This window comes from Pseudomonas sp. NPDC089918 (genome assembly GCF_050280605.1).
Lineage (GTDB): Bacteria > Pseudomonadota > Gammaproteobacteria > Pseudomonadales > Pseudomonadaceae > Aquipseudomonas.
This window is the reverse complement of the sequence record NZ_JBNNVP010000040.1, coordinates 38220-59653: the sequence shown is the minus strand read 5'-3', so window position 1 is coordinate 59653 and position 21434 is coordinate 38220. Positions and strand designations below refer to the sequence as shown.

19 protein-coding genes and 1 pseudogene are annotated in these 21434 nt (G+C 58.4%); 8 read left to right on the top strand and 12 right to left on the bottom strand.

Annotation, left to right across the window (positions count from 1 at the left end):
• From ACQKPC_RS23960 to sdhC, 5 genes are all read right to left on the bottom strand, one after another.
• A partial coding sequence (locus ACQKPC_RS23960; protein ID WP_427626755.1) for a 2-oxoglutarate dehydrogenase E1 subunit family protein occupies positions 1 to 464 on the bottom strand: 464 nt, incomplete at its 3' end.
• A gap of 262 nt (positions 465 to 726) precedes the next feature.
• Positions 727 to 1431 (bottom strand): succinate dehydrogenase iron-sulfur subunit, encoded by a 705-nt coding sequence (locus tag ACQKPC_RS23955; RefSeq protein WP_007898989.1) that lies wholly within the window; start codon positions 1429 to 1431, stop codon positions 727 to 729.
• 11 nt (positions 1432 to 1442) lie between these two features.
• Positions 1443 to 3215, bottom strand: coding sequence for a succinate dehydrogenase flavoprotein subunit (gene sdhA, locus ACQKPC_RS23950; protein WP_123496127.1), 1773 nt, complete (start codon positions 3213 to 3215; stop codon positions 1443 to 1445).
• A gap of 3 nt (positions 3216 to 3218) precedes the next feature.
• The gene (gene sdhD, locus ACQKPC_RS23945) at positions 3219 to 3587 is read right to left on the bottom strand and encodes a succinate dehydrogenase, hydrophobic membrane anchor protein (protein WP_008071469.1); all 369 of its coding nucleotides are present in this window, start codon (positions 3585 to 3587) and stop codon (positions 3219 to 3221) included.
• Positions 3581 to 3955 carry a succinate dehydrogenase, cytochrome b556 subunit gene (gene sdhC / locus ACQKPC_RS23940; protein WP_032830362.1) on the bottom strand — a complete coding sequence of 125 codons (375 nt, stop codon included), beginning with the start codon at positions 3953 to 3955 and terminating at the stop codon, positions 3581 to 3583. The genes sdhD and sdhC overlap by 7 nt, the downstream gene beginning before the upstream one ends.
• 362 nt (positions 3956 to 4317) lie before the next feature.
• Here sdhC and gltA point away from each other — a divergent pair, with 362 nt between their 5' ends.
• On the top strand, positions 4318 to 5604 hold the full coding sequence (gene gltA, locus ACQKPC_RS23935) for a citrate synthase (protein WP_008071464.1): 1287 nt from the start codon (positions 4318 to 4320) through the stop codon (positions 5602 to 5604).
• A 1004-nt stretch (positions 5605 to 6608) separates the two neighbouring features.
• Here the strand turns inward: gltA and ACQKPC_RS23930 are convergent.
• The 3 genes from ACQKPC_RS23930 to ACQKPC_RS23920 all read right to left on the bottom strand — a co-directional run bounded on the left by ACQKPC_RS23930 (position 6609) and on the right by ACQKPC_RS23920 (position 9633).
• Positions 6609 to 8267 (bottom strand): cation acetate symporter, encoded by a 1659-nt coding sequence (locus ACQKPC_RS23930; protein WP_427626751.1) that lies wholly within the window; start codon positions 8265 to 8267, stop codon positions 6609 to 6611.
• On the bottom strand, positions 8264 to 8575 hold the full coding sequence (locus tag ACQKPC_RS23925; protein WP_008026759.1) for a DUF485 domain-containing protein: 312 nt from the start codon (positions 8573 to 8575) through the stop codon (positions 8264 to 8266). The genes ACQKPC_RS23930 and ACQKPC_RS23925 overlap by 4 nt, the downstream gene beginning before the upstream one ends.
• Positions 8576 to 8781: 206 nt before the next feature.
• The gene (locus ACQKPC_RS23920; protein ID WP_427626748.1) at positions 8782 to 9633 is read right to left on the bottom strand and encodes a glycine betaine ABC transporter substrate-binding protein; all 852 of its coding nucleotides are present in this window, start codon (positions 9631 to 9633) and stop codon (positions 8782 to 8784) included.
• Between the two features lie 286 nt (positions 9634 to 9919).
• Between ACQKPC_RS23920 and ACQKPC_RS23915 the strand changes: the two genes are divergently transcribed.
• Positions 9920 to 11515 (top strand): beta (1-6) glucans synthase, encoded by a 1596-nt coding sequence (locus ACQKPC_RS23915; RefSeq protein ID WP_427626747.1) that lies wholly within the window; start codon positions 9920 to 9922, stop codon positions 11513 to 11515.
• A gap of 83 nt (positions 11516 to 11598) precedes the next feature.
• Here the strand turns inward: ACQKPC_RS23915 and ACQKPC_RS23910 are convergent, their stop codons facing one another.
• A complete protein-coding gene (locus ACQKPC_RS23910) occupies positions 11599 to 11967 on the bottom strand; it encodes a hypothetical protein (RefSeq protein ID WP_427626745.1) in 369 nt (122 codons plus the stop codon).
• Positions 11968 to 12190: 223 nt separating this feature from the next.
• Here ACQKPC_RS23910 and ACQKPC_RS23905 point away from each other — a divergent pair, with 223 nt between their 5' ends.
• Together ACQKPC_RS23905 and ACQKPC_RS23900 are read left to right on the top strand one after the other, a co-directional pair.
• On the top strand, positions 12191 to 13489 hold the full coding sequence (locus tag ACQKPC_RS23905; protein WP_192345748.1) for a serine/threonine protein kinase: 1299 nt from the start codon (positions 12191 to 12193) through the stop codon (positions 13487 to 13489).
• Positions 13482 to 14270, top strand: coding sequence for an MlaA family lipoprotein (locus tag ACQKPC_RS23900; protein WP_218394209.1), 789 nt, complete (start codon positions 13482 to 13484; stop codon positions 14268 to 14270). The genes ACQKPC_RS23905 and ACQKPC_RS23900 overlap by 8 nt, the downstream gene beginning before the upstream one ends.
• Positions 14271 to 14444: 174 nt before the next feature.
• Here ACQKPC_RS23900 and ACQKPC_RS23895 read toward each other — a convergent pair whose 3' ends face one another.
• Positions 14445 to 15359: a DUF808 domain-containing protein gene (locus tag ACQKPC_RS23895; protein WP_427626742.1), complete on the bottom strand. Its 915-nt coding sequence runs from the start codon at positions 15357 to 15359 to the stop codon at positions 14445 to 14447.
• Between the two features lie 134 nt (positions 15360 to 15493).
• Here ACQKPC_RS23895 and ACQKPC_RS23890 point away from each other — a divergent pair, with 134 nt between their 5' ends.
• The gene (locus ACQKPC_RS23890; protein ID WP_427626740.1) at positions 15494 to 16099 is read left to right on the top strand and encodes a TetR/AcrR family transcriptional regulator; all 606 of its coding nucleotides are present in this window, start codon (positions 15494 to 15496) and stop codon (positions 16097 to 16099) included.
• 113 nt (positions 16100 to 16212) lie between these two features.
• On the opposite strand, the pseudogene ACQKPC_RS23885 reads toward ACQKPC_RS23890, so the two are convergent.
• Both ACQKPC_RS23885 and ACQKPC_RS23880 read right to left on the bottom strand, forming a co-directional pair.
• Positions 16213 to 16671 (bottom strand): annotated as a pseudogene (locus ACQKPC_RS23885) (REP-associated tyrosine transposase).
• A 210-nt stretch (positions 16672 to 16881) separates the two neighbouring features.
• The gene (locus ACQKPC_RS23880) at positions 16882 to 17322 is read right to left on the bottom strand and encodes a GlcG/HbpS family heme-binding protein (protein ID WP_427626738.1); all 441 of its coding nucleotides are present in this window, start codon (positions 17320 to 17322) and stop codon (positions 16882 to 16884) included.
• A 266-nt stretch (positions 17323 to 17588) separates the two neighbouring features.
• Here ACQKPC_RS23880 and gcl point away from each other — a divergent pair, with 266 nt between their 5' ends.
• The 3 genes from gcl to ACQKPC_RS23865 all read left to right on the top strand — a co-directional run bounded on the left by gcl (position 17589) and on the right by ACQKPC_RS23865 (position 21387).
• Positions 17589 to 19364 carry a glyoxylate carboligase gene (gene gcl, locus ACQKPC_RS23875; RefSeq protein WP_007894263.1) on the top strand — a complete coding sequence of 592 codons (1776 nt, stop codon included), beginning with the start codon at positions 17589 to 17591 and terminating at the stop codon, positions 19362 to 19364.
• Positions 19365 to 19502: 138 nt separating this feature from the next.
• Positions 19503 to 20285 carry a hydroxypyruvate isomerase gene (hyi, locus tag ACQKPC_RS23870; protein WP_427626736.1) on the top strand — a complete coding sequence of 261 codons (783 nt, stop codon included), beginning with the start codon at positions 19503 to 19505 and terminating at the stop codon, positions 20283 to 20285.
• A 211-nt stretch (positions 20286 to 20496) separates the two neighbouring features.
• Positions 20497 to 21387 carry a 2-hydroxy-3-oxopropionate reductase gene (locus tag ACQKPC_RS23865; RefSeq protein ID WP_008073038.1) on the top strand — a complete coding sequence of 297 codons (891 nt, stop codon included), beginning with the start codon at positions 20497 to 20499 and terminating at the stop codon, positions 21385 to 21387.
• The last annotated feature ends 47 nt before the right edge of the window (positions 21388 to 21434 follow it).

Below are 21434 nucleotides of genomic sequence, written 5' to 3'. Positions count from 1 at the left end.
GCAGCGAAGGTGATGCCACTGCCACGGACATTGCAGGCGTGTTCGCCGCCGGTGACGTGGCCGATCATATTTACCGCCAGGCGGTGATCTGCAGGTGCAGGACGCTGCCACAGCCCCAGCGGGTCAAGCTGGGCTGCCTGGTGGCCACGCATACGGTAGGCCTGGATCAATCGCAGCACTTCAACTTGCTTCTTCTCGTGCTCACTGCTCACGCTACCGGCGGAAACCGGTTGGGCGCGGCGCTGGTTCTTTGCCAGCAAGACGAAATGATCGCGAATTGTGGAGTGCGAAACATCGGTGGCAGTGTTGCCATCAGCAGGCAACTTCTGGAAGTAGGTGCGCCACTCTTCTGGCACAGCGTTAGGGTCGTGCAGGTAGAGCTCGTAGAGCTCTTCCACATAGGCAGCGTTACTACCGGATAGGTAGGCGCTGTTCCACATGCGCTGCATCACGCTTTCTTGCATGCTTGGTCACCCTCGGTTAGGGGAACACCACCGGCGTCGACACCGAGAAAACTTGCAGAAGTCCGAATGCAGCGACTAAAACAAGCCACTTAGGATCACGCTGATAGTCCGGGTACCAGCCCGGATGCCCCTGCTTGTCTCATTTCTTCAAAATAAGAGCCGCAGCCTTATAAGCTGCTGCCCAGGTTAAAACTACGGCGCCGGTTGAAGCCTGCGCCGTAGCATCTACGGGTACAGCGGTCCTACGGGTACAGCAGCTGAATCACACGCCGCTTTGCAGCAGCATGTTACGGATGTGACCGATGGCCTTAGTCGGGTTCAGGCCTTTCGGACAAACGTTGACGCAGTTCATGATGCCCCGGCAGCGGAATACGCTGAACGGGTCATCCAGCGAAGCCAGACGCTCGGATGTCTTGTTGTCGCGGCTGTCTGCCAGGAAGCGATAGGCTTGCAGCAGAGCAGCCGGCCCCAGGAACTTGTCCGGGTTCCACCAGAAGGACGGGCACGAAGTCGAGCAGCAAGCGCACAGAATGCACTCGTACAGACCGTCGAGCTTTTCACGCTCTTCAGGGGACTGCAGACGCTCGATGGCCGGAGCCGGCGTGTCGTTCTGCAGGTATGGCTTAACCTTTTCGTATTGCTTGTAGAAGATGCTCATATCGACGACCAGGTCACGGATAACCGGCAAACCTGGCAGCGGACGAACGATCAGCTTGTTACGTTTAACGACGGCAGACAGCGGCGTGATGCATGCCAGACCGTTTTTGCCGTTGATGTTCATGCCGTCGGAACCGCAAACACCTTCACGGCAAGAGCGACGATAGGAGAAACCTTCGTCCTGCTCTTTGATCAGGGCCAGCACGTCCAGCACCATCAGGTCTTTACCACCGGTATCAACCTGGAATTCCTGCATGAACGGCGCAGCGTCCTGATCAGGGTTGTAACGATAAACACTGACTTGCAACATGGCGGCCACCCTTAATAAGTCCGAATCTTAGGTTCAAAAGTCGGAACAGTCTTCGGCGAGAAGTTCACAGCACGCTTGGTAACGCGCTTGTCACCCGGGAAGTACAGGGTGTGGCACAGCCAGTTTTCATCGTCACGGTCTTCGAAGTCTTCACGGGCGTGAGCACCGCGGGACTCTTTGCGCACTTCTGCAGCGATAGCAGTGGCTTCGGCCACTTCCAGCAGGTTCTGCAGTTCCAGCGCTTCGATACGCGCCGTGTTGAACGCCTGGCTCTTGTCGTTGATCTTGACGTTGGCGATACGCACGCGCAGATCAGCCAGCTGAGCAATACCCTTCTGCATGTATTCGCCGGTACGGAACACACCGAAGTAGTTCTGCATGCAGCTTTGCAGTTCGCGACGCAGGGTTGCCACGTCTTCACCTTCAGTACGCTCGTTCAGAGCGGACAGACGTGCCAGGGCCGCGTTGATGTCAGCGTCGGTGGCGTCATCGTATTCGATACCGTCGCTCAGCGCTTTTTCCAGGTGCAGGCCGGCAGCGCGGCCGAATACCACCAGGTCAAGCAACGAGTTGCCGCCCAGACGGTTGGCGCCGTGAACCGATACGCACGCCACTTCACCCACTGCGAACAGGCCAGGGATGATTTCGTCGACGCCTTCGTCGTTCTGGGTGATTGCCTGACCGTGAATGTTGGTCGGAACGCCGCCCATCATATAGTGGCAGGTCGGAACGACCGGAACCGGAGCAACAACAGGGTCAACGTGTGCGAAAGTCTTGGACAGTTCGCAGATACCTGGCAGACGGCTGTGCAGCACTTCCTCGCCCAGGTGGTCGAGTTTGAGCATTACGTGGTCGCCATTCGGACCGCAACCGTTACCGGCGATGATCTCTTTAACCATCGAACGGGCAACGACGTCACGACCGGCAAGGTCTTTGGCGTTCGGAGCATAACGCTCCATGAAACGCTCGCCGTGCTTGTTGATCAGGTAACCACCTTCACCACGGCAACCTTCGGTAACCAGTACACCGGCGCCGGCGATGCCGGTCGGGTGGAACTGCCACATTTCGATGTCTTGTACCGGTACGCCTGCACGCAGCGCCATACCAACGCCGTCACCGGTGTTGATCAGGGCGTTGGTGGTCGATGCGTAGATACGACCTGCACCGCCGGTGGCCAGTACGGTAGCCTTGGCGCGGATGTAGGTGGTTTCGCCGGTTTCGATGCAGATGGCAATCACGCCGACGAATGCGCCGTCCTGGTTCTTCACCAGATCAACAGCGTAGTACTCGTTAAGGAACGTGGTGCCAGCTTTCAGGTTGCCCTGATAAAGGGTGTGCAGCAGCGCGTGACCGGTACGGTCGGAAGCGGCGCAGGTACGGGCAGCCTGCCCGCCTTTACCGTAATCCTTCGACTGACCGCCGAATGGACGCTGATAGATACGGCCTTGCTCGGTACGGGAGAACGGCAGACCCATGTGGTCCAGTTCAAACACCGCAGCCGGGCCTTCCTGACACATGTATTCGATAGCGTCCTGGTCACCGATGTAGTCGGAACCCTTGACGGTATCGTACATGTGCCAGCGCCAGTCATCGTTCGGGTCCGCAGAAGCGATAGCGCAGGTGATGCCACCCTGAGCCGATACGGTGTGCGAACGCGTCGGGAAAACCTTGGTGATCACGGCAGTCTTGTGACCGCCTTGTGCCAGTTGCAGCGCTGCGCGCATGCCGGCACCGCCGCCACCAATAATGATGGCGTCGAAAGAAATCGTTGGAATGTTAGCCATGGATCAGATACCCCAGAGAATCTGCACACCCCAGACGAAGTAAGCGAACATCGCAACGCCGCATACTGCCTGGAAAAGGAAACGTACTGCAGTCGCGGACTTGCCCAGCGCCATCGGCGTCAGGTAGTCAGTCGCGATGGTCCACATGCCGACCCAGGCGTGAGCGCCCAGGGCTACAAGGGCCAGCAGACTGAAGATACGCATCCCGTTGTGGGCGAACAGGGCATGCCATTGGTCGTAGCCAATGCCTGGATTCGCAACGAGGTATCCGATCAGGAAGATGAAATAAGCCGCGAGAACGACCGCAGACACACGCTGTGCCATCCAGTCATAGAGGCCCGAACGCGACAGGTTCGTAACGCTGGTTACCATATCCAAACTCCCGCCAGAACGATCAACACCGCAGATACGGCGATAATGATTTGCGAGCCCAGTTTGCCGCCTTCCAGCGTCTCACCGATGCCCATATCCATAATCAAATGGCGCACACCGGCTACCAGGTGATACAGAAGAGCGGACAGGAGGCCCCATGCTACGAACTTGGCCAGCGGGCTGGTCAAGCATGCCTTCACCTCGGCAAAACCTTCCTCGGAACCCAGAGATTTGCCCAATGCATAAAGCATGAAGCCAAGGCCCAGGAAGAGGATGATGCCGGAAACACGGTGAAGAAACGACGTAACGCCGGTGATGGGGAGTTTGATGGTCCTTAGGTCTAGGTTTACAGGTCGTTGGCTTTTCACGGCTTTTTTTCACACTGAAGAGCCCCTAACAATCAGGGCAAAGTTGTTGGGGAGTGCACTGGTCAGGTAACCACCACCCAGGGATGCGACCCCCAATAAAGCAGGCCCAAAAGCCCCTGGCGGTCGGTGGCCGAGTATAGACAGTTAGGCTACTAATGACAACGCGTTCACCTTCCCCTAATAGCTGATTGCACAAGTGACATAAAAGGCGTAAATGGCAGTCAATTTCGAGGAAAAAGTCCGGTTAAAGCCTTCTGGAGCAAGACTTTAGGCAAATTGACATTCGAATTTATCTCACTATAGTGGTGCGGGCCCTGCGTGGGGGGTCTGTCTGATGATTTCAAGCATAAATAGGAGGCCACATGGCTGACAAAAAAGCGCAGTTGATCATCGAGGGCGCAGCCCCCGTCGAGCTGCCCATTTTAACCGGCACCGTTGGTCCCGATGTTATCGACGTTCGGGGCCTGACGGCCACGGGCCGTTTCACCTTTGACCCTGGTTTCATGTCGACTGCCTCCTGCGAGTCGAAGATCACCTATATCGACGGCGACAACGGCATTCTGCTGCACCGCGGCTACCCGATCGAACAGTTGGCTGAAAAGTCGGACTACCTGGAAACCTGCTATCTGCTGCTCAACGGCGAATTGCCGACCGCAGAACAGAAGGCCCAGTTCGTCGGCACCGTGAAGAACCACACCATGGTTCACGAGCAATTGAAGACCTTCTTCAACGGCTTCCGTCGCGACGCTCACCCGATGGCCGTCATGTGCGGCGTAGTGGGTGCCCTCTCGGCCTTCTACCACGACTCCCTCGACATCAATAACCCGCAGCATCGCGAAATCTCCGCGATCCGCCTGGTTGCCAAGATGCCGACCCTGGCCGCAATGGTTTACAAGTACTCCATGGGCCAACCCATGATGTACCCGCGCAACGACCTGTCGTACGCGGAAAACTTCCTGCACATGATGTTCAACACCCCGTGCGAGATCAAACCGATCAGCCCGGTACTCGCCAAGGCCATGGACCGGATCTTCATCCTCCATGCCGACCACGAGCAGAACGCATCGACTTCTACCGTACGCCTGGCCGGCTCGTCGGGTGCCAACCCGTTCGCCTGTATCGCTGCCGGTATCGCTGCACTGTGGGGCCCTGCCCACGGCGGTGCGAACGAAGCCGTTCTGACCATGCTTGACGAGATTGGCGATGTTTCGAACATCGACAAGTACATCGCCAAGGCCAAGGACAAGAACGATCCGTTCAAACTGATGGGCTTCGGTCACCGGGTTTACAAAAACCGCGACCCACGCGCCACCGTCATGAAGCAAACCTGCGACGAAGTGCTGAAAGAGCTGGGCATCACCAACGATCCGCAACTCGAACTGGCCATGCGCCTGGAAGAGATCGCCCTGACCGATCCGTACTTCATCGAACGCTCGCTGTACCCGAACGTCGACTTCTACTCGGGGATCATCCTCAAGGCGATCGGCATTCCGACCAGCATGTTCACCGTGATCTTCGCTCTGGCGCGGACTGTCGGCTGGATTTCCCACTGGAAAGAAATGCTCTCCAGCCCGTACAAGATTGGCCGTCCGCGTCAGCTGTACACTGGCTATGAGTCGCGTGATATCACCCGGCTTGAAGACCGCTGATAAGAGCCGTCTTGCGATAACGTCTTGAGCTGTACCGGAAACGGCCTCTATTTAGATAGGGGCCGTTTTTGTTTGTGCCTGACGTTGAGTTACGCGACGGCCTGAGGGCCGACCGGGCTCTATGGTTGTGTACATATCCGTTTCTTCGGTTGCGCCGGCTGACGGTTCCGCTCTTACAGCGGGTCACTTGGAAAAGCCCCAAGTAACCAAGGGCTTTTGCCCCTGTCGTTCGGTGCCTCGCCCAGGCTCGGCATGCCCTCGCTCCGGTCCTGCTCCGTGGGCCCGCCGCGATCGGCCATCCATGGCCGTGCGCGGCTAACCCGGCATCCATGCCGGGTTGCCCACTGCGCAGAACCTCCACTCGGCCTCACGAGGGGGCGGTGCATCAAAATCAACAGCTGCAGGCGAGCTAACGCTCGGCCTATAGAGTAGTGAAAAGCGCCGTGGTACGCCGCTCCATTGTGGGAGCTGGCTTGCCTGCGATGGCGGCCTGACAGCCGACCAGCCTCTTGCAGATGCACATCATCCCTGTGGGAGCGGGCTTGCTCGCGAAGCTGTTGATCTTGCCGTTGCCGTTGCTTTGGCTTTGGCTTTTGATCTTGATCTGCCGCCCCTTTCCCAGAGGCCGAACGCAGGCGTTGCGTAGGGGGCACCGCGGCAAGGATGCCGCGGTAGCCGCCCCCGGCCATGGATGGCCGATGGCGGCGGGCCCCCGGAGCAATGCCGGAGTGAGGGCATGCCGAGCCTAGGCGAGGCACCGAATGGCGGGGCAGAAGCCCTTTGGTTACTTTGGGGCTTTTCCAAAGTGACTCGTTGTAAAAACGAAACCATAAGTGGCCGTTACCGCAGAAACGGATATGTAAACGATCAAAGAGCCCGGCGCGCTATCAGGCCGCCTTCGCGAGCAAGCCGAACAGAGTCCGATAACCGCCCAATAAAAAATGCCCCAATCTCTCGACCAGGGCATTTTGTGTAGCTCAGCTTATATATAGAAACTCAAAGCCTTAGTGCGAAACCGCCCCACTCGCCCCCAACCCGGTCTGCGAACGGACAAACTGCGGGAAGAACAGCGCCCGCTCGTTCACACCTTCGGCCGACTTGTCAGTGACCGAGAAGAACCAGATCCCGACAAACGCAATGGCCATGGAGAACAACGCCGGGTATTCATACGGGAAGATCGCCTTCTCGTGACCCAGGATCTGCACCCAGATGGTTGGCCCCAGCACCATCAAGCCAACAGCACTGACCAGACCCAGCCAGCCGCCGATCATCGCACCACGAGTCGTCAGCTTCTTCCAGTACATGGAAAGCAGCAGTACCGGGAAGTTGCAGCTTGCCGCGATGGAGAACGCCAGGCCCACCATGAACGCGATGTTCTGCTTCTCGAACAGTATGCCCAAGCCGATCGCCAGCACCGCCAGAGCGATGGTGGTGATTTTCGAGACACGGATCTCGTCCTTCTCGTTGGCCTTGCCCTTCTTGATCACACTGGCGTACAGGTCATGGGACACTGCCGAAGCACCGGCCAGGGTCAGACCAGCCACCACCGCCAGGATGGTTGCGAACGCCACCGCCGAGATGAAGCCCAGGAAGATGCTGCCACCCACCGCGTTGGCCAAATGCACCGCCGCCATGTTGTTGCCGCCCATCAGCGCGCCAGCCGCATCTTTAAAGGCCGGGTTAGTGCTGACCAGCAAGATCGCGCCGAAGCCGATGATGAAGGTCAGGATGTAGAAGTAGCCGATGAAGCCAGTTGCATACAGCACGCTTTTACGCGCTTCTTTAGCGTCGCTCACGGTGAAGAAGCGCATCAGGATGTGCGGCAGACCAGCGGTACCGAACATCAGTGCCAGGCCGAGGGAGAACGCCGAAACTGGATCTTTCACCAGGCCGCCCGGGCTCATGATTGCTTCACCTTTAGGGTGAACCTTGATCGCCTCGGAGAACAGCGCATTGAAGTCGAAGTTGACGTGCTTCATCACCATCAGTGCCATGAACGAGGCACCGGACAGCAACAGCACCGCCTTGATGATCTGCACCCACGTGGTCGCCAGCATGCCGCCGAACAGCACGTACATGCACATCAGGATACCGACCAGGATCACCGCAACGTGATAGTCGAGACCGAACAACAGCTGAATCAGCTTGCCAGCACCCACCATTTGCGCGATCAGGTAGAACGCCACCACCACCAGCGAACCGCATGCCGACAGCGAGCGGATCTGGGTTTGCCCGAGGCGGTAGGACGCCACGTCGGCAAAGGTGTATTTGCCCAGGTTCCGCAGGCGCTCGGCGATCAGGAACAGAATAATCGGCCAACCCACCAGGAAGCCGATCGAGTAGATCAGGCCATCGTAGCCGGAGGTGAACACCAGGGCGGAAATACCCAGGAAGGACGCCGCGGACATGTAGTCACCGGCAATCGCCAAGCCGTTCTGGAAACCGGTGATCTTGCCGCCCGCCGCATAGTAGTCGGCGGCCGAGTTGTTTTTCTTGGAAGCCCAGTAAGTGATGCACAGGGTTGCACCCACGAATGCCACGAACATCAGGATCGCGGAAATGTTGAGTGGTTGTTTCTGTACCGCACCCGTCAGGGCTTCAGCCGCCCAGGCGCCAGGTGCGAAGGCTGCGATGCTCAATAGAGCCATTAGACGCCGGATCATTGCTGAGCCTCCTTGAGAATCGCATTGTTCAAGTCGTCGAATTCGCCATTGGCGCGTCGCACGTAGATGCCCGTCAGGATAAAGGCCGAAACAATCAGCCCGACACCGATCGGAATGCCCCAGGTAATTGAGGACTCGGGGCTGATTTTTGCGCCCAGGATATGCGGCCCGTAAGCAATCAAAAGAATGAATCCGGAGTACAGCCCAAGCATGATCGCTGAAAGAATCCAGGCGAATCGTTCTCTCTTGCTGACCAGCTCCTTGAAGCGCGGGCTGTTTTGAATCGAGAGGTAAATGCTGTCGTTCATTGTTTTTATCCTCGCAGCACAGATTTAGTTGGAACGGTATCCACTCTATGCGGCTGCCGGACAGGTTCCAGACGACCTTAGTATTAGAACGACATGACAGAGTCGCCATTTCTCATGCATGCGTTAAACACATAAAAAAGCAAAAGGCCCCTTGGCATAAATGCCAAGGGGCCTCGATAGGTGCTGACTAGACGCTTCAGATCAAATCATTTGACCCAGTCGGCAACGCGATCCGGGTGTTTGGCCACCCAATCCTTCGCTGCTGCTTCAGGCTTGGCACCGTCCTGAATCGCCAACATGACTTGGCCGATTTCGTCTTTCGACGCCCACTGGAAGTTCTTCAGGAACTTCGCAACTTCAGGCGCTTTGGTTGCCAGTTCTTTGCTGCCGATGCTGTTCACGGTTTCAGCTGCGCCGTAAACGCCTTTCGGGTCTTCCAGGAAGCGCAGTTTCCACTTGGCGAACATCCAGTGCGGCACCCAACCGGTGACGGCAATGGATTCGTTTTTCTTCTCGGCACGGGTCAGCTCGGCAATCATGCCGGCGCCGGAACTGGCCTTGAGGGTATAGCCGTCCAGGCCATAGTCCTTGATCGCCTGCTCGGACTTGAGCATCACGCCTGAACCGGCATCGATACCGACGATACGATTTTTGAAGCTGTCGTCGGTTTTCAGATCGGCAATCGACTTGGCCTTGACGTACTCCGGCACGATCAGACCGATTTTCGCATCCTTGAAGTTCGGGCCGTAATCGACGACCTGATCCTTGTTCTTGGTCCAGTATTCACCGTGAGTCACGGGCAGCCACGCCGACAGCATGGCGTCGAGTTTGCCAGTGGCCACACCCTGCCACATGATCCCGGTGGCAACCGCTTGCAGCTTCACGTCATAACCGAGTTTCTGTCTGATCACTTCCGCGGCCACGTTGGTCGTGGCGACGCTGTCCGACCAGCCGTCTACATAACCGATCGTCACTGCCTTGCCTTCAGCACTGGCCATCGTAGAACTGATCGCCAGCACCAAAGCGGCACCTGCGCCCAAGAGTCGTCGCATCTTCATCGTTACTTCCCCGAAAGTGCTGCGCTCGACGGATGCCGAGCCGCTCAACGTATTGTTATGGTGCACAGCGCCCCCATCACGCCTCACCGCAAACTCGTTCAAACATCAGCGGAGTACTGACGCCACGATAATCAACCTGACGCCAACGACGACCTGCTCTGCCAGCGACCTCAAGGCATCGAGAAACGACATCAGAAGGCCATTAATTGCAACCGTCGCAAATCCATCCGCCACCCCGCCCAAACTTTGCATGTCAAAATTATGCGGGCCACCAAGCGCGGGACAAATGCAGGTAACATGCGCGGCTTTGTTCCCAGACGGCCTGACCATGCCCGCGACATCCCGCTTTCCTCTTCTTGCTTATTTATTTGCCTGCCTGTTGGGGCTTTTTGCCCTCGGTGGCTTCTGGTATGGACTCGGCAAACCGGTGATCCTGCCGGACGTGGCCAGCGCAACACACAAGCTGCAATGCGCCTCCTACACCCCGTTCGACAAAGACCAATCGCCGTTCGATGTGCCGTTCAAACTGCGCCCCGAGCGCATGGACGCCGACCTCGCACTGCTGGCAACCCGTTTCGAATGCATCCGTACTTATTCCATGACTGGCCTTGAGGCCCTGCCCGACCTGGCACGCAAGCACGGCTTGAAGCTGATGATCGGCGCCTGGGTCAACAGCAACCCGGTGGACACCGCCAAGGAGGTCGACCTGCTGATCGCCTCGGCCAATGCCAACGCCGATGTAGTGACCTCGGTGATCGTAGGTAATGAAACCCTGCTGCGCAAGGAAGTCACCGGCGCACAGTTGGCGACGCTGATTAACAAGGTCAAAAGTCAGGTCAAACAACCGGTGACCTACGCCGACGTCTGGGAATTCTGGCTCAAGCATCCCGAAATCGCTCCGGCGGTGGACTTCCTGACCATTCATTTGCTGCCGTACTGGGAAGACGATCCGTCGAACATCGACGCCGCGCTGCAGCATGTGGCCGAAGTGCGTCAGGTGTTCGGCAACAAATTCGCGCCCAAAGACGTGATGATTGGCGAAACCGGTTGGCCGAGCGAAGGCCGTCAGCGCGAAACCGCGCTGCCGAGCCGGGTCAATGAAGCCAAGTTTATTCGTAGCTTTGTGATCATGGCCGAACAGCAAGGCTGGCATTACAACCTGATCGAGGCATTCGACCAGCCCTGGAAACGCGCCAGCGAAGGTGCGGTCGGAGGTTACTGGGGATTGTTCGACGCCGATCGTCAGGATAAAGGCGTACTCGCCGGACCGGTATCGAACGTGCCGTACTGGTCGCAATGGCTGGCGCTGGGTGGGTTGATCTTCATCGGCACACTGATCCTCGGCGGTCGCGTTCGCAGCACCCGCGCGGCGCTGGTACTGCCGCTGCTCGGCGCGCTGGCGGCCTGTTCGATTGGCGCCTGGGGCGATCTGGCTCGGGTCACCACACGGTTTGCCAGTGAATGGCTATGGGTCGCTTTGCTGACGGGGTTGAATCTGTTGGTGCTGGCCCATGCTGCGCTGACCTTGAGCGCTCGTACTGGCTGGCGTGAACGCGCCTTCAATGCACTGGAGCGTCGCGCTGGCTGGTGGCTGGCCGCGGCAGGTTTTGCCGCGGCGGTGATAATGCTGGAACTGGTGTTCGACCCGCGTTATCGCAGCTTCCCGAGTGTCGCGTTCATCCTGCCGGCGCTGGTGTACCTGTGCCGTCCGGTCAGTGTGCCGCGCCGGGAAATCGCCCTGCTGACCTTCATCATCGGCGCCGGCATTGCGCCACAGTTGTATCAAGAAGGTTTGCAGAACCAGCAGGCCTGGGGTTGGGCGCTGGTGAGTGTGTTGATGGTGGCGGCGTTGTGGCGCAGCTTGCGGGTTCGCAAGGGCTGATCAACAAAGCAAGATCAAAAGATCGCAGCCTTCGGCAGCTCCTACGCGCCTGTGGGCGCTGCCGCAGACTGGGATCTTTTTTATCAGGCGCTACGAGAAGCCCGGACCAGACGCAAAGCAGCAATCACCACCGCAAACACCGCCAACGTGGTGTTGTACAACGCCAGCGCCGGAAACCCGAACACCAGCGCCAGCACCGCCAGCCACCACCCCGCTCGCCCTGGTAGAACAAAACCAATCACGGCGGCGGCCATTGCCGTCCAGCCCAACACCTTGAAATGAATCATCAAGCCCAGGTTCGACCGAATCTGGCATTCCCAACGACTGGCCTCATCCACGCAGATGCCGACCCATTGCGCATCCTCCATGAAGCCATAACGCGCGCCATAACTGGCGGCCAGCCATAATGGCAGAAGAACGAGCAACAGGATCACGGGCAGACGGCGGGACATGCAACACTCCAATAAACGAAATCGGCGGCCAGCTTAATCCCCCGCCCGCGGTAAGCAAGTGACATCAACAGATAACTGTTCATCAAATAGCTGCAAAGTGTATCGTCCAGCTACCGTTGCTCCGAAATCAGGCCTGATTGGTGCCCATCATGGCACTTTGGCGCAAATCCTGTGGTCATAGCCTGCGAACTTCATCCGGCACCTTCCTCTAAGGGATCTAGTCATGCTCCGTTCCTTGCGCTGCGCCGCCCTGTTTGGCGGCTTGATTTTAAGTGCGTCCGCACTGGCGGCCGACATTGATGCCGCCAGTTACGGCTACCCCCTGACCAACCCGTTCGAGGCGACTATCGCCACAACACCGCCGGAGTTACGCCCGGAGTTGCCGCTCGACGACGATATCAATCAGGAGGATCGCAGCGTCACGTTGCGCCCCGAGCGTGAATTCAGCCTGCCGGACAACTTCTGGCCGGTAAAGAAACTCACCTACCGCATCGCCACGCAAGATCAAGCGGCACCGTTGATCTTCCTGATTTCCGGCACGGGTGCACGCTATGACAGCACCCTCAACGAGTACCTGAAAAAGCTCTACTACAAGGCCGGCTATCACGTGGTGCAGCTGTCGTCGCCGACCAGCTTCGACTTCATGACCGCCGCTTCGCGTTTCGCCACACCGGGCGTGACCAAGGAGGATGCCGAAGACATGTACCGGGTGATGCAGGCCGTGCGGGCGCAGAACCCGAAGCTGCCGGTCACCGATTATTTCCTGACCGGTTACAGCCTTGGCGCACTGGATGCGGCATTTGTCGCGCACCTGGATGAAACCCGTCGCAGCTTCAATTTCAAGAAAGTCTTGCTGCTCAACCCACCGGTCAACCTTTACACCTCGGTCACCAACCTGGACAAGCTGGTACAGACAGAGGTAAAGGGCATCAACAACAGCACCACCTTCTATGAACTGGTACTGGACAAACTGACCCGCTACTTCCAGCAGAAGGGCTACATCGACCTCAACGATGCCCTGCTCTACGACTTCCAGCAGTCCAAGCAGCACTTGAGCAACGAACAGATGGCCATGCTGATTGGCACTTCGTTCCGTTTCTCGGCAGCGGACATCGCCTTCACCTCGGACCTGATCAACCGCCGCGGCCTGATCACGCCACCGAAATACCCGATCACCGAAGGCACCACCCTCACGCCGTTTCTCAAACGCGCACTGCAATGCGACTTCGACTGCTACCTGACCGAACAGGTCATTCCGATGTGGCGCGCCCGCACCGACGGCGGCAGCCTGCTGCAACTGATCGATCAGGTCAGCCTGTATGCACTCAAGGACTACCTGCACGACAGCCCGAAAATCGCCGTCATGCACAACGCCGACGACGTGATCCTCGGCCCTGGCGACCTGGGGTTTCTGCGCCGCACCTTCGGCGACCGTTTGACTGTTTATCCATTGGGCGGCCATTGCGGCAACCTCAACTATCGCGTCAACAGCGACGCCATGCTGGAGTTTTTCCGTGGCTAAATACCCCTTGCTGATCGCAGCGTTACTCTGTGCAGGCGTCGCCAATGCCGACAACAGCAAAGCCAATGCACCTGTGGTGGTCGATAGTGACGGCTTCAAGGAACCGCTGAGCAAACTCAAATTCAACCCGGGGCTGGATCAGCGCGAGTTCGAACGTTCGACGCTCAACGCGCTGAACGTCTACGACCCGCTGGAAGAATGGAACCGCCGCGTCTACCACTTCAACTACCGTTTCGACCAATGGGTGTTCCTGCCCGTGGTCAACGGCTATCGCTACATCACCCCAAGCTTCCTGCGCACCGGCGTCAGCAACTTCTTCAACAACGTCGGCGATGTGCCAAACCTGGTGAACAGCTTGCTGCAATTCAAAGGTCAGCGTTCGATGGAAACCACCGCGCGCCTGCTGCTCAACACCACCATCGGTGTCGCTGGCCTGTGGGACCCGGCCACCGCCATGGGGCTGCCGCGCCAGAGCGAAGACTTCGGTCAGACACTGGGCTTCTACGGCGTACCGGGTGGCGCCTACTTCGTGCTGCCGATCCTCGGCCCGTCAAACCTGCGTGACACTGCAGGCCTGGTGGTGGATTACACCGGCGAATCGGCGATCAACTTCCTGAACGTGGCCGAAGTCAGCTCCAACCATCCGGAAGTCTGGGCACTTCGCGTCATCGACAAGCGCTATCAGAACAGCTTCCGTTACGGCCAACTGAACACGCCGTTCGAGTATGAAAAAGTGCGTTACGTGTACACCGAGTCGCGCAAGCTGCAGGTCGCCGAGTAATTCTGTCGACAATAAAAAAGGCCATTCGATTTGCGTCGAATGGCCTTTTTATGCGCGGCGTCTCAAACACCACCAATCAACTGTGGGAGCGAGCCTGCTCGCGATGAGGCCATCACATTCACCATCAATGTTGACTGCTAGACCGCTATCGCGAGCAGGCTCGCTCCCACAGGTTCAGGCTTTCACCGTTTTCCAAAGCTTGCCGACAGCCATTACGCCCACCAAAACCGCCGCACCGGCAATAATCCCGGCCACAGCATTCAGCAACGTCGGCACGATAAACCCGGCCCCACCAGCACCCGCGCTGACACTCTCGATCCAGTGATGAACCACCGGCACGCCGTGGGTCAGAATCCCGCCGCCGACCAGGAACATCGCCGCGGTACCGATCACCGACAGGCTTTTCATCATGTACGGCGCTGCACGCAGAATCCCGCCGCCGATGCTTTTGGCCATTTGACCGGGCTTCTGGGTCAGCCACAGACCGAGGTCATCGAGTTTGACGATGCCGGCTACCAGGCCGTAGACGCCGATGGTCATGACGATGGCGATGCCCGAGAGCACGATCACTTGCTGGGTCAGCGAAGCGGCAGCCACGGTACCTAAGGTGATGGCGATGATTTCCGCCGAGAGGATGAAGTCGGTACGGATCGCCCCTTTGATCTTGTCCTTCTCGAACGCCACCAGATCGACCGCCGGGTTGGCCACGGCCTCGACCAATTCTGCGTGTTCGGCCTGATCTTCAGCTTTGCTGTGCAGGAACTTGTGGGCGAGTTTCTCAAAGCCTTCAAAGCACAGGTAAGCGCCACCGACCATCAACAACGGCGTGACCAGCCACGGAATGAACGCACTGATGGCCAAGGCCGACGGCACCAGGATCAGCTTGTTGAGGAACGAGCCTTTGGCCACGGCCCACACCACCGGGATTTCCCGCTCGGCACGCACGCCGGAAACCTGCTGGGCATTGAGCGCCAGATCGTCGCCAAGCACGCCGGCGGTCTTCTTCGCGGCCATTTTGGTCATCAACGCCACATCGTCCAGTACGGTGGCGATGTCGTCGATCAGCACCAGCAAACTGCTTCCTGCCATGAATCAGGTTTCCTTCTTGAATGAATGGTGCGCAGCATAGCGCGACCCGAGGCCAGACGGGGCATTCTTGAGCGCCGCGCGAGGCCGGTGCTACCATGCGCAACCGCCAGAACAGGCAAGGAACTCCTTGGTTTATGAGCACCATCCGCGAGCGCAACAAAGAACTGATCCTGCGTGCCGCCAGTGAAGAATTTGCCGACAAGGGCTTCGCTGCGACCAAAACCAGTGACATCGCGGCCAAGGCCGGGCTGCCCAAGCCCAACGTCTACTACTACTTCAAATCCAAGGAAAATCTCTACCGCGAGGTCCTGGAAAGCATCATCGAGCCAATCCTGCAGGCCTCGACGCCGTTCAACGCCGACGGCGTGCCCAGCGAAGTGCTGAGCGGCTACATTCGCTCGAAAATCCGCATCTCCCGTGACCTGCCCTTCGCCTCCAAGGTGTTCGCCAGCGAAATCATGCACGGCGCCCCGCACCTGAGCCCCGACCTGGTCGAGCAGCTCAACGGCCAGGCCAGGCACAACATCGACTGCATCCAGACCTGGATCGACCGCGGCCAGATCGCCCCGATCAACCCCAACCACCTGATGTTCAGCATCTGGGCCGCGACCCAGACCTATGCCGACTTCGACTGGCAGATCTCTGCGGTTACCGGTAAAGCCAAGCTGGATGAGGCCGACTATGAGGCGGCGGCGCAGACGATTATCCGGTTGGTGCTTAAGGGGTGTGAGCTGGACTGATAGACCGCGGTGCATTTATCGCCAGCAGGCTAGCTCCCACATTTGATCGATGGCGTAAACAAAATCCCCTGTGGGAGCTAGCCTGCTAGCGATGAAGACAACTCGATGTCAGTTCAAACCCAAATGGCATCCCACAGCGGATAGTCGCCAAGCTTTTTCACCAGACCAGCCCGCAATGGATTGGCCACGACATATCGCGCCACCGTCACCAGATCCTCCTCTCGCCGCAGAGCCCGGTCATGAAAGCCTTTCTGCCAAAGAGTGGTCTTGTGACCAGTAAAACGATTTACCGTTTTGGTGCTCATCGACTTGGTCTTCTGCATGAGGTCACTCAATGATCCCTGCTATAACTCAACCAACCAATGGAAATGATCGGGCATTACAACCCAGGCCAATGAATTTGCGATGCCTTGATGCTGCGCAGTTCTGAACTGATCCACGACCAAACGACCCAGCGCAAAATTTTTGAATATCGGTGTTCGTCCAAACGTATTGGTAGTCAGCAGATAAATTCGGTTGGTTTCAGCATAGCGACCGCGTCGTAGGCGATGTGAAGCAGGTAAGCCAGACATTCCTTTGCCTCTCCCATGAATTGATCCTGGGAAGGCTAGCTCGGCTGACTCGATTGAGATGTACAGACTGTTGGCAGGATGTGTCCGGGAGATAGCAATCGCTAGCAGGCTAGCTCCCACATTGGATCTCTGTGAACACAAAATACGTGTGAACAAACATCCCTGTGGGAGCGAGCCTGCTCGCGATGGCGACTGTTCAGACGCTGAAGATCAACCAATCACCCCCGCATCCGCCCTCAACCCCTGCGTCTCGATCGCTCTGATCGCACACTGCTCATCCACATCAGACAAATCACCGCTGATCCCCACCGCCCCCAACACACTCCCATCCTGATCCCGAATCAACACGCCCCCCGGTACCGGGACGACGCTGCCCTGCCCCAGGCTATTCAGCGCGGCGAAGAACGCCGGGCGTTGTTGGGCGTCCTGGGCCAGCAGGCGTGAGCCCTTACCCAGGGCGATGGCGCCCCAGGCTTTGCCGATGGCGATCTGCGGGCGTAGCAGGCTGGCGCCGTCTTCGCGCTGCAGCGTTATCAAGTGCCCGCCGGCGTCCAGCACGGCAACGGTCAAGGGCGCGGCAGAGATTGCGCGGCCTGCGGAGATGGCCTGGTTGGCCAGGTTGACTGCAACGTTCAAGGTTAAAGCGCTCATGGTGCCGTCCTCATTTTGTTATTGGGAAAGCCGTTGGATTACCTTCTGTTGCGCAATCCGATGCAACAAATAGAACACAATGAATTATTTTTTTGTATACAATAATTCTCGAAAAGCGCCACATGCGACGAAAAGCCACAGTCCTTCGGGCTTCCGACGAATGAAACAGCTGCTTGAGAAAATGGATTGACCTGCGCCGTCCGCCGTGAATACACTCTGCGCAAAGCCACTTGTATACAATTATAAAACGTAAGAGGCACAAAACCATGAGCAAAATGAGAGCAATCGAAGCCGCCGTTCTGGTGATGCGCCGTGAAGGGGTTGATACCGCTTTTGGCATCCCGGGCGCCGCGATCAACCCGCTGTACTCCGCCTTGCAAAAGGTCGGTGGCATCGATCACGTCCTCGCTCGCCACGTTGAAGGCGCCTCGCACATGGCCGAGGGCTACACCCGCACCAAGGCCGGTAACATCGGCGTGTGCATCGGCACGTCCGGCCCGGCCGGTACCGACATGGTCACCGGGCTCTACAGCGCCTCGGCCGACTCGATCCCGATCCTGTGCATCACCGGCCAGGCACCCCGGGCCCGGATGCACAAGGAAGACTTCCAGGCCGTCGATATCACCAGCATAGTCAAGCCGGTCACCAAGTGGTCGACCACCGTCATGGAGCCGGGCCAGGTGCCTTACGCGTTCCAGAAAGCCTTCTATGAAATGCGCTCCGGCCGCCCTGGCCCAGTGCTGATTGACCTGCCGTTCGACGTGCAGATGGCCGAAATCGAATTCGACATCGACGCCTATGAACCGCTGCCGCTGGCCAAGCCGACCGCTAACCGCGTGCAGATCGAGAAGGCCCTGGCCATGCTCGATCAGGCTGAGCGCCCACTGTTGGTGGCCGGTGGTGGCATCATCAATGCCGACGCCAGCGAACTGTTGGTGGAGTTCGCCGAGCTGACCGGCATTCCAGTGATCCCGACCCTGATGGGCTGGGGCACCATCCCGGACGATCACCCGCTGATGGTTGGCATGGTCGGTCTGCAAACCTCACACCGTTACGGCAACGCCACGATGCTGAAGTCCGATGTGGTGCTGGGTGTCGGTAACCGTTGGGCGAACCGTCACACCGGTTCGGTCGACGTTTATACCGAAGGCCGCAAGTTCATTCACGTCGACATCGAACCGACCCAGATCGGCCGGGTGTTCACCCCGGACCTGGGCATCGTGTCCGACGCTGCAGCCGCGTTGACCGTGTTCATCGAAGTCGCTCGTGAATGGCAAGCCGCCGGCAAGTTGAAAAACCGTAGCGCCTGGCTGCAAGACTGCCAGCAACGCAAAGCCAGCCTGCAGCGCAAGACTCACTTCGACAACGTACCGGTCAAGCCGCAACGCGTTTACGAAGAGATGAACCAGGTGTTCGGCAAAGACACCTGCTACGTCAGCACCATCGGTCTGTCGCAGATTGCCGGCGCGCAGTTCCTGCACGTCTACAAACCGCGTCACTGGATCAACTGCGGTCAAGCCGGTCCGTTGGGCTGGACCATTCCGGCCGCACTCGGCGTGGTCAAGGCTGATCCGACCCGCAAGGTTGTGGCGCTGTCTGGGGACTATGACTTCCAGTTCATGATCGAAGAACTGGCCGTAGGCGCGCAGTTCAAGCTGCCATACATCCACGTTGTCGTGAACAACTCATACCTGGGGCTGATCCGTCAGGCCCAGCGCGGTTTCGACATGGACTACTGCGTGCAGTTGTCTTTCGACAACCTCAACGCTCCGGAACTCAACGGTTACGGTGTCGACCACGTCGCTGTCGCCGAAGGCCTGGGTTGCAAGGCGTTGCGGGTGTTCGAACCGGCTCAGATCCAGCCTGCCCTGCGCAAGGCTCAGGAACTGATCGAGGAGTTCAAAGTGCCGGTGATCGTCGAAATCATTCTGGAGCGCGTGACCAACATTTCCATGGGCACCGAGATCAACGCCGTCAACGAATTCGAAGACCTGGCGCTGGTCGGCAACGATGCGCCAACGGCGATTTCGTTGCTCGACTAACTGCTGATCGATACCCCTGTGGGAGCGAGCCTGCTCGCGATGAGGCCGGCACATTCAACATTGATGTTGACTGCCCCACCGCTATCGCCAGCAGGCTGGCTCCCACAGGGGATCTGCACATATTTACAGGAGACCACCATGCCGCGTTTCGCAGCCAACCTGTCCATGCTGTTCACCGAGCAGGATTTTCTTGCCCGTTTCGACGCTGCCGCCAAGGCCGGCTTCAGTGGTGTCGAATACCTGTTCCCCTACGATTTCAGCTCCGCCGAAATCAAGGCCAGGCTCGATGCCAATGGCTTGACCCAGGTGCTGTTCAACCTGCCGGCCGGTGACTGGGCCAAGGGCGAGCGCGGTATCGCGTGCCTACCGGATCGGGTCGAAGAATTCCGCGCCGGTGTCGATCTGGCCATCGCTTACGCCAAAGTGCTGGGCAACACCCAGATCAACTGCCTGGCCGGTATTCGTCCGCAAGGTGTCGACGATGCCACCGTGGAAAAGACCTTCGTCGCCAACCTCAAATACGCGGCCGACAAGCTGCAAGCGGCGGGTATCAAACTGGTGATGGAAGCGATCAATACCCGGGACATCCCAGGCTTCTACTTGAACAACACGGCGCAAGCCCTGTCGATTCGCGAGCAGGTCGGCAGCGCCAACCTGTTCCTGCAATACGACATCTATCACATGCAAATCATGGAGGGCGACCTGGCCCGGACCATGGCTGCGCACCTGGGCGAGATCAACCACATCCAGTTGGCCGACAACCCAGGGCGCAACGAACCGGGCACCGGTGAAATCAACTACCGCTTCCTGTTCGAACACCTGGACCGTATCGGTTATCAAGGTTGGGTTGGCTGTGAATACAAGCCGCTGACCACCACTGAAGCGGGCTTGGGCTGGCTTAAAACCCATAACGCGATTTGAAGTTGAAACAGAACCATTGTGGCGAGGGAGCTTGCTCCCGCTCGGCTGCGAAGCAGACGTAAAACCTGCGAGCGAGTTCTACCTGACACACCGCAGTGGCTGTTTTGGGGTCGCTTCGCAACCCAGCGGGAGCAAGCTCCCTCGCCACAGGATGTGTCTACCTCAGCCACGCGCACATTATTTGGCTACACAAAAACAAGAGGATTTTCTCATGGCTAAAATCGGATTTATCGGCACCGGCATCATGGGCCACCCAATGGCGTTGAACCTGCAGAAAGCCGGTCACAGCCTGTTCCTGTCGGCGCACCACGACCCCGCGCCTGCCGACCTGGTGGCCGCTGGTGCCGTCGCCCTGGCGAACCCGAAAGAAGTGGCCCAGGAAGCTGAATTCATCATCGTCATGGTCCCGGATACCCCGCAGGTCGATGACGTGCTGTTCCGCGCCGATGGCGTTGCGGCTGGCGTGAGCAAGGGCAAAGTCGTGATCGACATGAGTTCGATCTCGCCGACTGCCACTAAAGCCTTCGCAGCCAAAATCAACGAGAAAGGCGCGCAGTACCTCGACGCCCCGGTTTCCGGCGGCGAAGTCGGCGCCAAGGCTGCGACCCTGAGCATCATGGTCGGCGGCGATGCCGATGCCTTCGAACGCGCCCTGCCGCTGTTCCAGGCCATGGGCAAGAACATCACCCTGGTTGGTGGCAACGGCGACGGTCAAACCGCGAAAGTGGCTAACCAGATCATCGTTGCGCTGAACATCCAGGCCGTGGCCGAAGCCCTGCTGTTCGCCTCGAAAAACGGTGCCGATCCGGCCAAGGTGCGTGAAGCGCTGATGGGCGGTTTCGCATCATCGAAGATCCTTGAAGTTCACGGCGAACGCATGATCAAGGGCACCTTCGACCCGGGCTTCCGCATCAGCCTGCACCAGAAGGACCTGAACCTGGCCCTGGCCGGCGCTCGCGAATTGGGCATCAACCTGCCGAACACCGCCAATACCCAGCAAGTGTTCAGCACCTGCGCGGCCATCGGTGGCAGCAACTGGGACCACTCTGCGCTGATCAAAGGCCTGGAACACATGGCGAATTTCTCGATTCGCGATAAGTAAAACCTGCACAAAACCCTGTGCTGATCGTTCCCACGCTCCGCGTGGGA

Bases quoted from the DNA above. Each gene is read 5' to 3' on its own strand.
- sdhD (WP_008071469.1), bottom strand. From the start codon at position 3,587: ATGGTAACCAGCGTTACGAACCTGTCGCGTTCGGGCCTCTATGACTGG.
- hyi (WP_427626736.1), top strand. From the start codon at position 19,503: ATGCCGCGTTTCGCAGCCAACCTGTCCATGCTGTTCACCGAGCAGGAT.
- ACQKPC_RS23920 (WP_427626748.1), bottom strand. From the start codon at position 9,633: ATGAAGATGCGACGACTCTTGGGCGCAGGTGCCGCTTTGGTGCTGGCG.
- ACQKPC_RS23895 (WP_427626742.1), bottom strand. From the start codon at position 15,359: ATGGCAGGAAGCAGTTTGCTGGTGCTGATCGACGACATCGCCACCGTA.
- ACQKPC_RS23910 (WP_427626745.1), bottom strand. From the start codon at position 11,967: ATGTCCCGCCGTCTGCCCGTGATCCTGTTGCTCGTTCTTCTGCCATTA.
- gltA (WP_008071464.1), top strand. From the start codon at position 4,318: ATGGCTGACAAAAAAGCGCAGTTGATCATCGAGGGCGCAGCCCCCGTC.
- gcl (WP_007894263.1), top strand. From the start codon at position 17,589: ATGAGCAAAATGAGAGCAATCGAAGCCGCCGTTCTGGTGATGCGCCGT.
- ACQKPC_RS23915 (WP_427626747.1), top strand. From the start codon at position 9,920: ATGCAGGTAACATGCGCGGCTTTGTTCCCAGACGGCCTGACCATGCCC.
- ACQKPC_RS23865 (WP_008073038.1), top strand. From the start codon at position 20,497: ATGGCTAAAATCGGATTTATCGGCACCGGCATCATGGGCCACCCAATG.
- ACQKPC_RS23880 (WP_427626738.1), bottom strand. From the start codon at position 17,322: ATGAGCGCTTTAACCTTGAACGTTGCAGTCAACCTGGCCAACCAGGCC.
- ACQKPC_RS23925 (WP_008026759.1), bottom strand. From the start codon at position 8,575: ATGAACGACAGCATTTACCTCTCGATTCAAAACAGCCCGCGCTTCAAG.
- ACQKPC_RS23955 (WP_007898989.1), bottom strand. From the start codon at position 1,431: ATGTTGCAAGTCAGTGTTTATCGTTACAACCCTGATCAGGACGCTGCG.
- ACQKPC_RS23905 (WP_192345748.1), top strand. From the start codon at position 12,191: ATGCTCCGTTCCTTGCGCTGCGCCGCCCTGTTTGGCGGCTTGATTTTA.
- ACQKPC_RS23890 (WP_427626740.1), top strand. From the start codon at position 15,494: ATGAGCACCATCCGCGAGCGCAACAAAGAACTGATCCTGCGTGCCGCC.
- sdhA (WP_123496127.1), bottom strand. From the start codon at position 3,215: ATGGCTAACATTCCAACGATTTCTTTCGACGCCATCATTATTGGTGGC.
- ACQKPC_RS23930 (WP_427626751.1), bottom strand. From the start codon at position 8,267: ATGATCCGGCGTCTAATGGCTCTATTGAGCATCGCAGCCTTCGCACCT.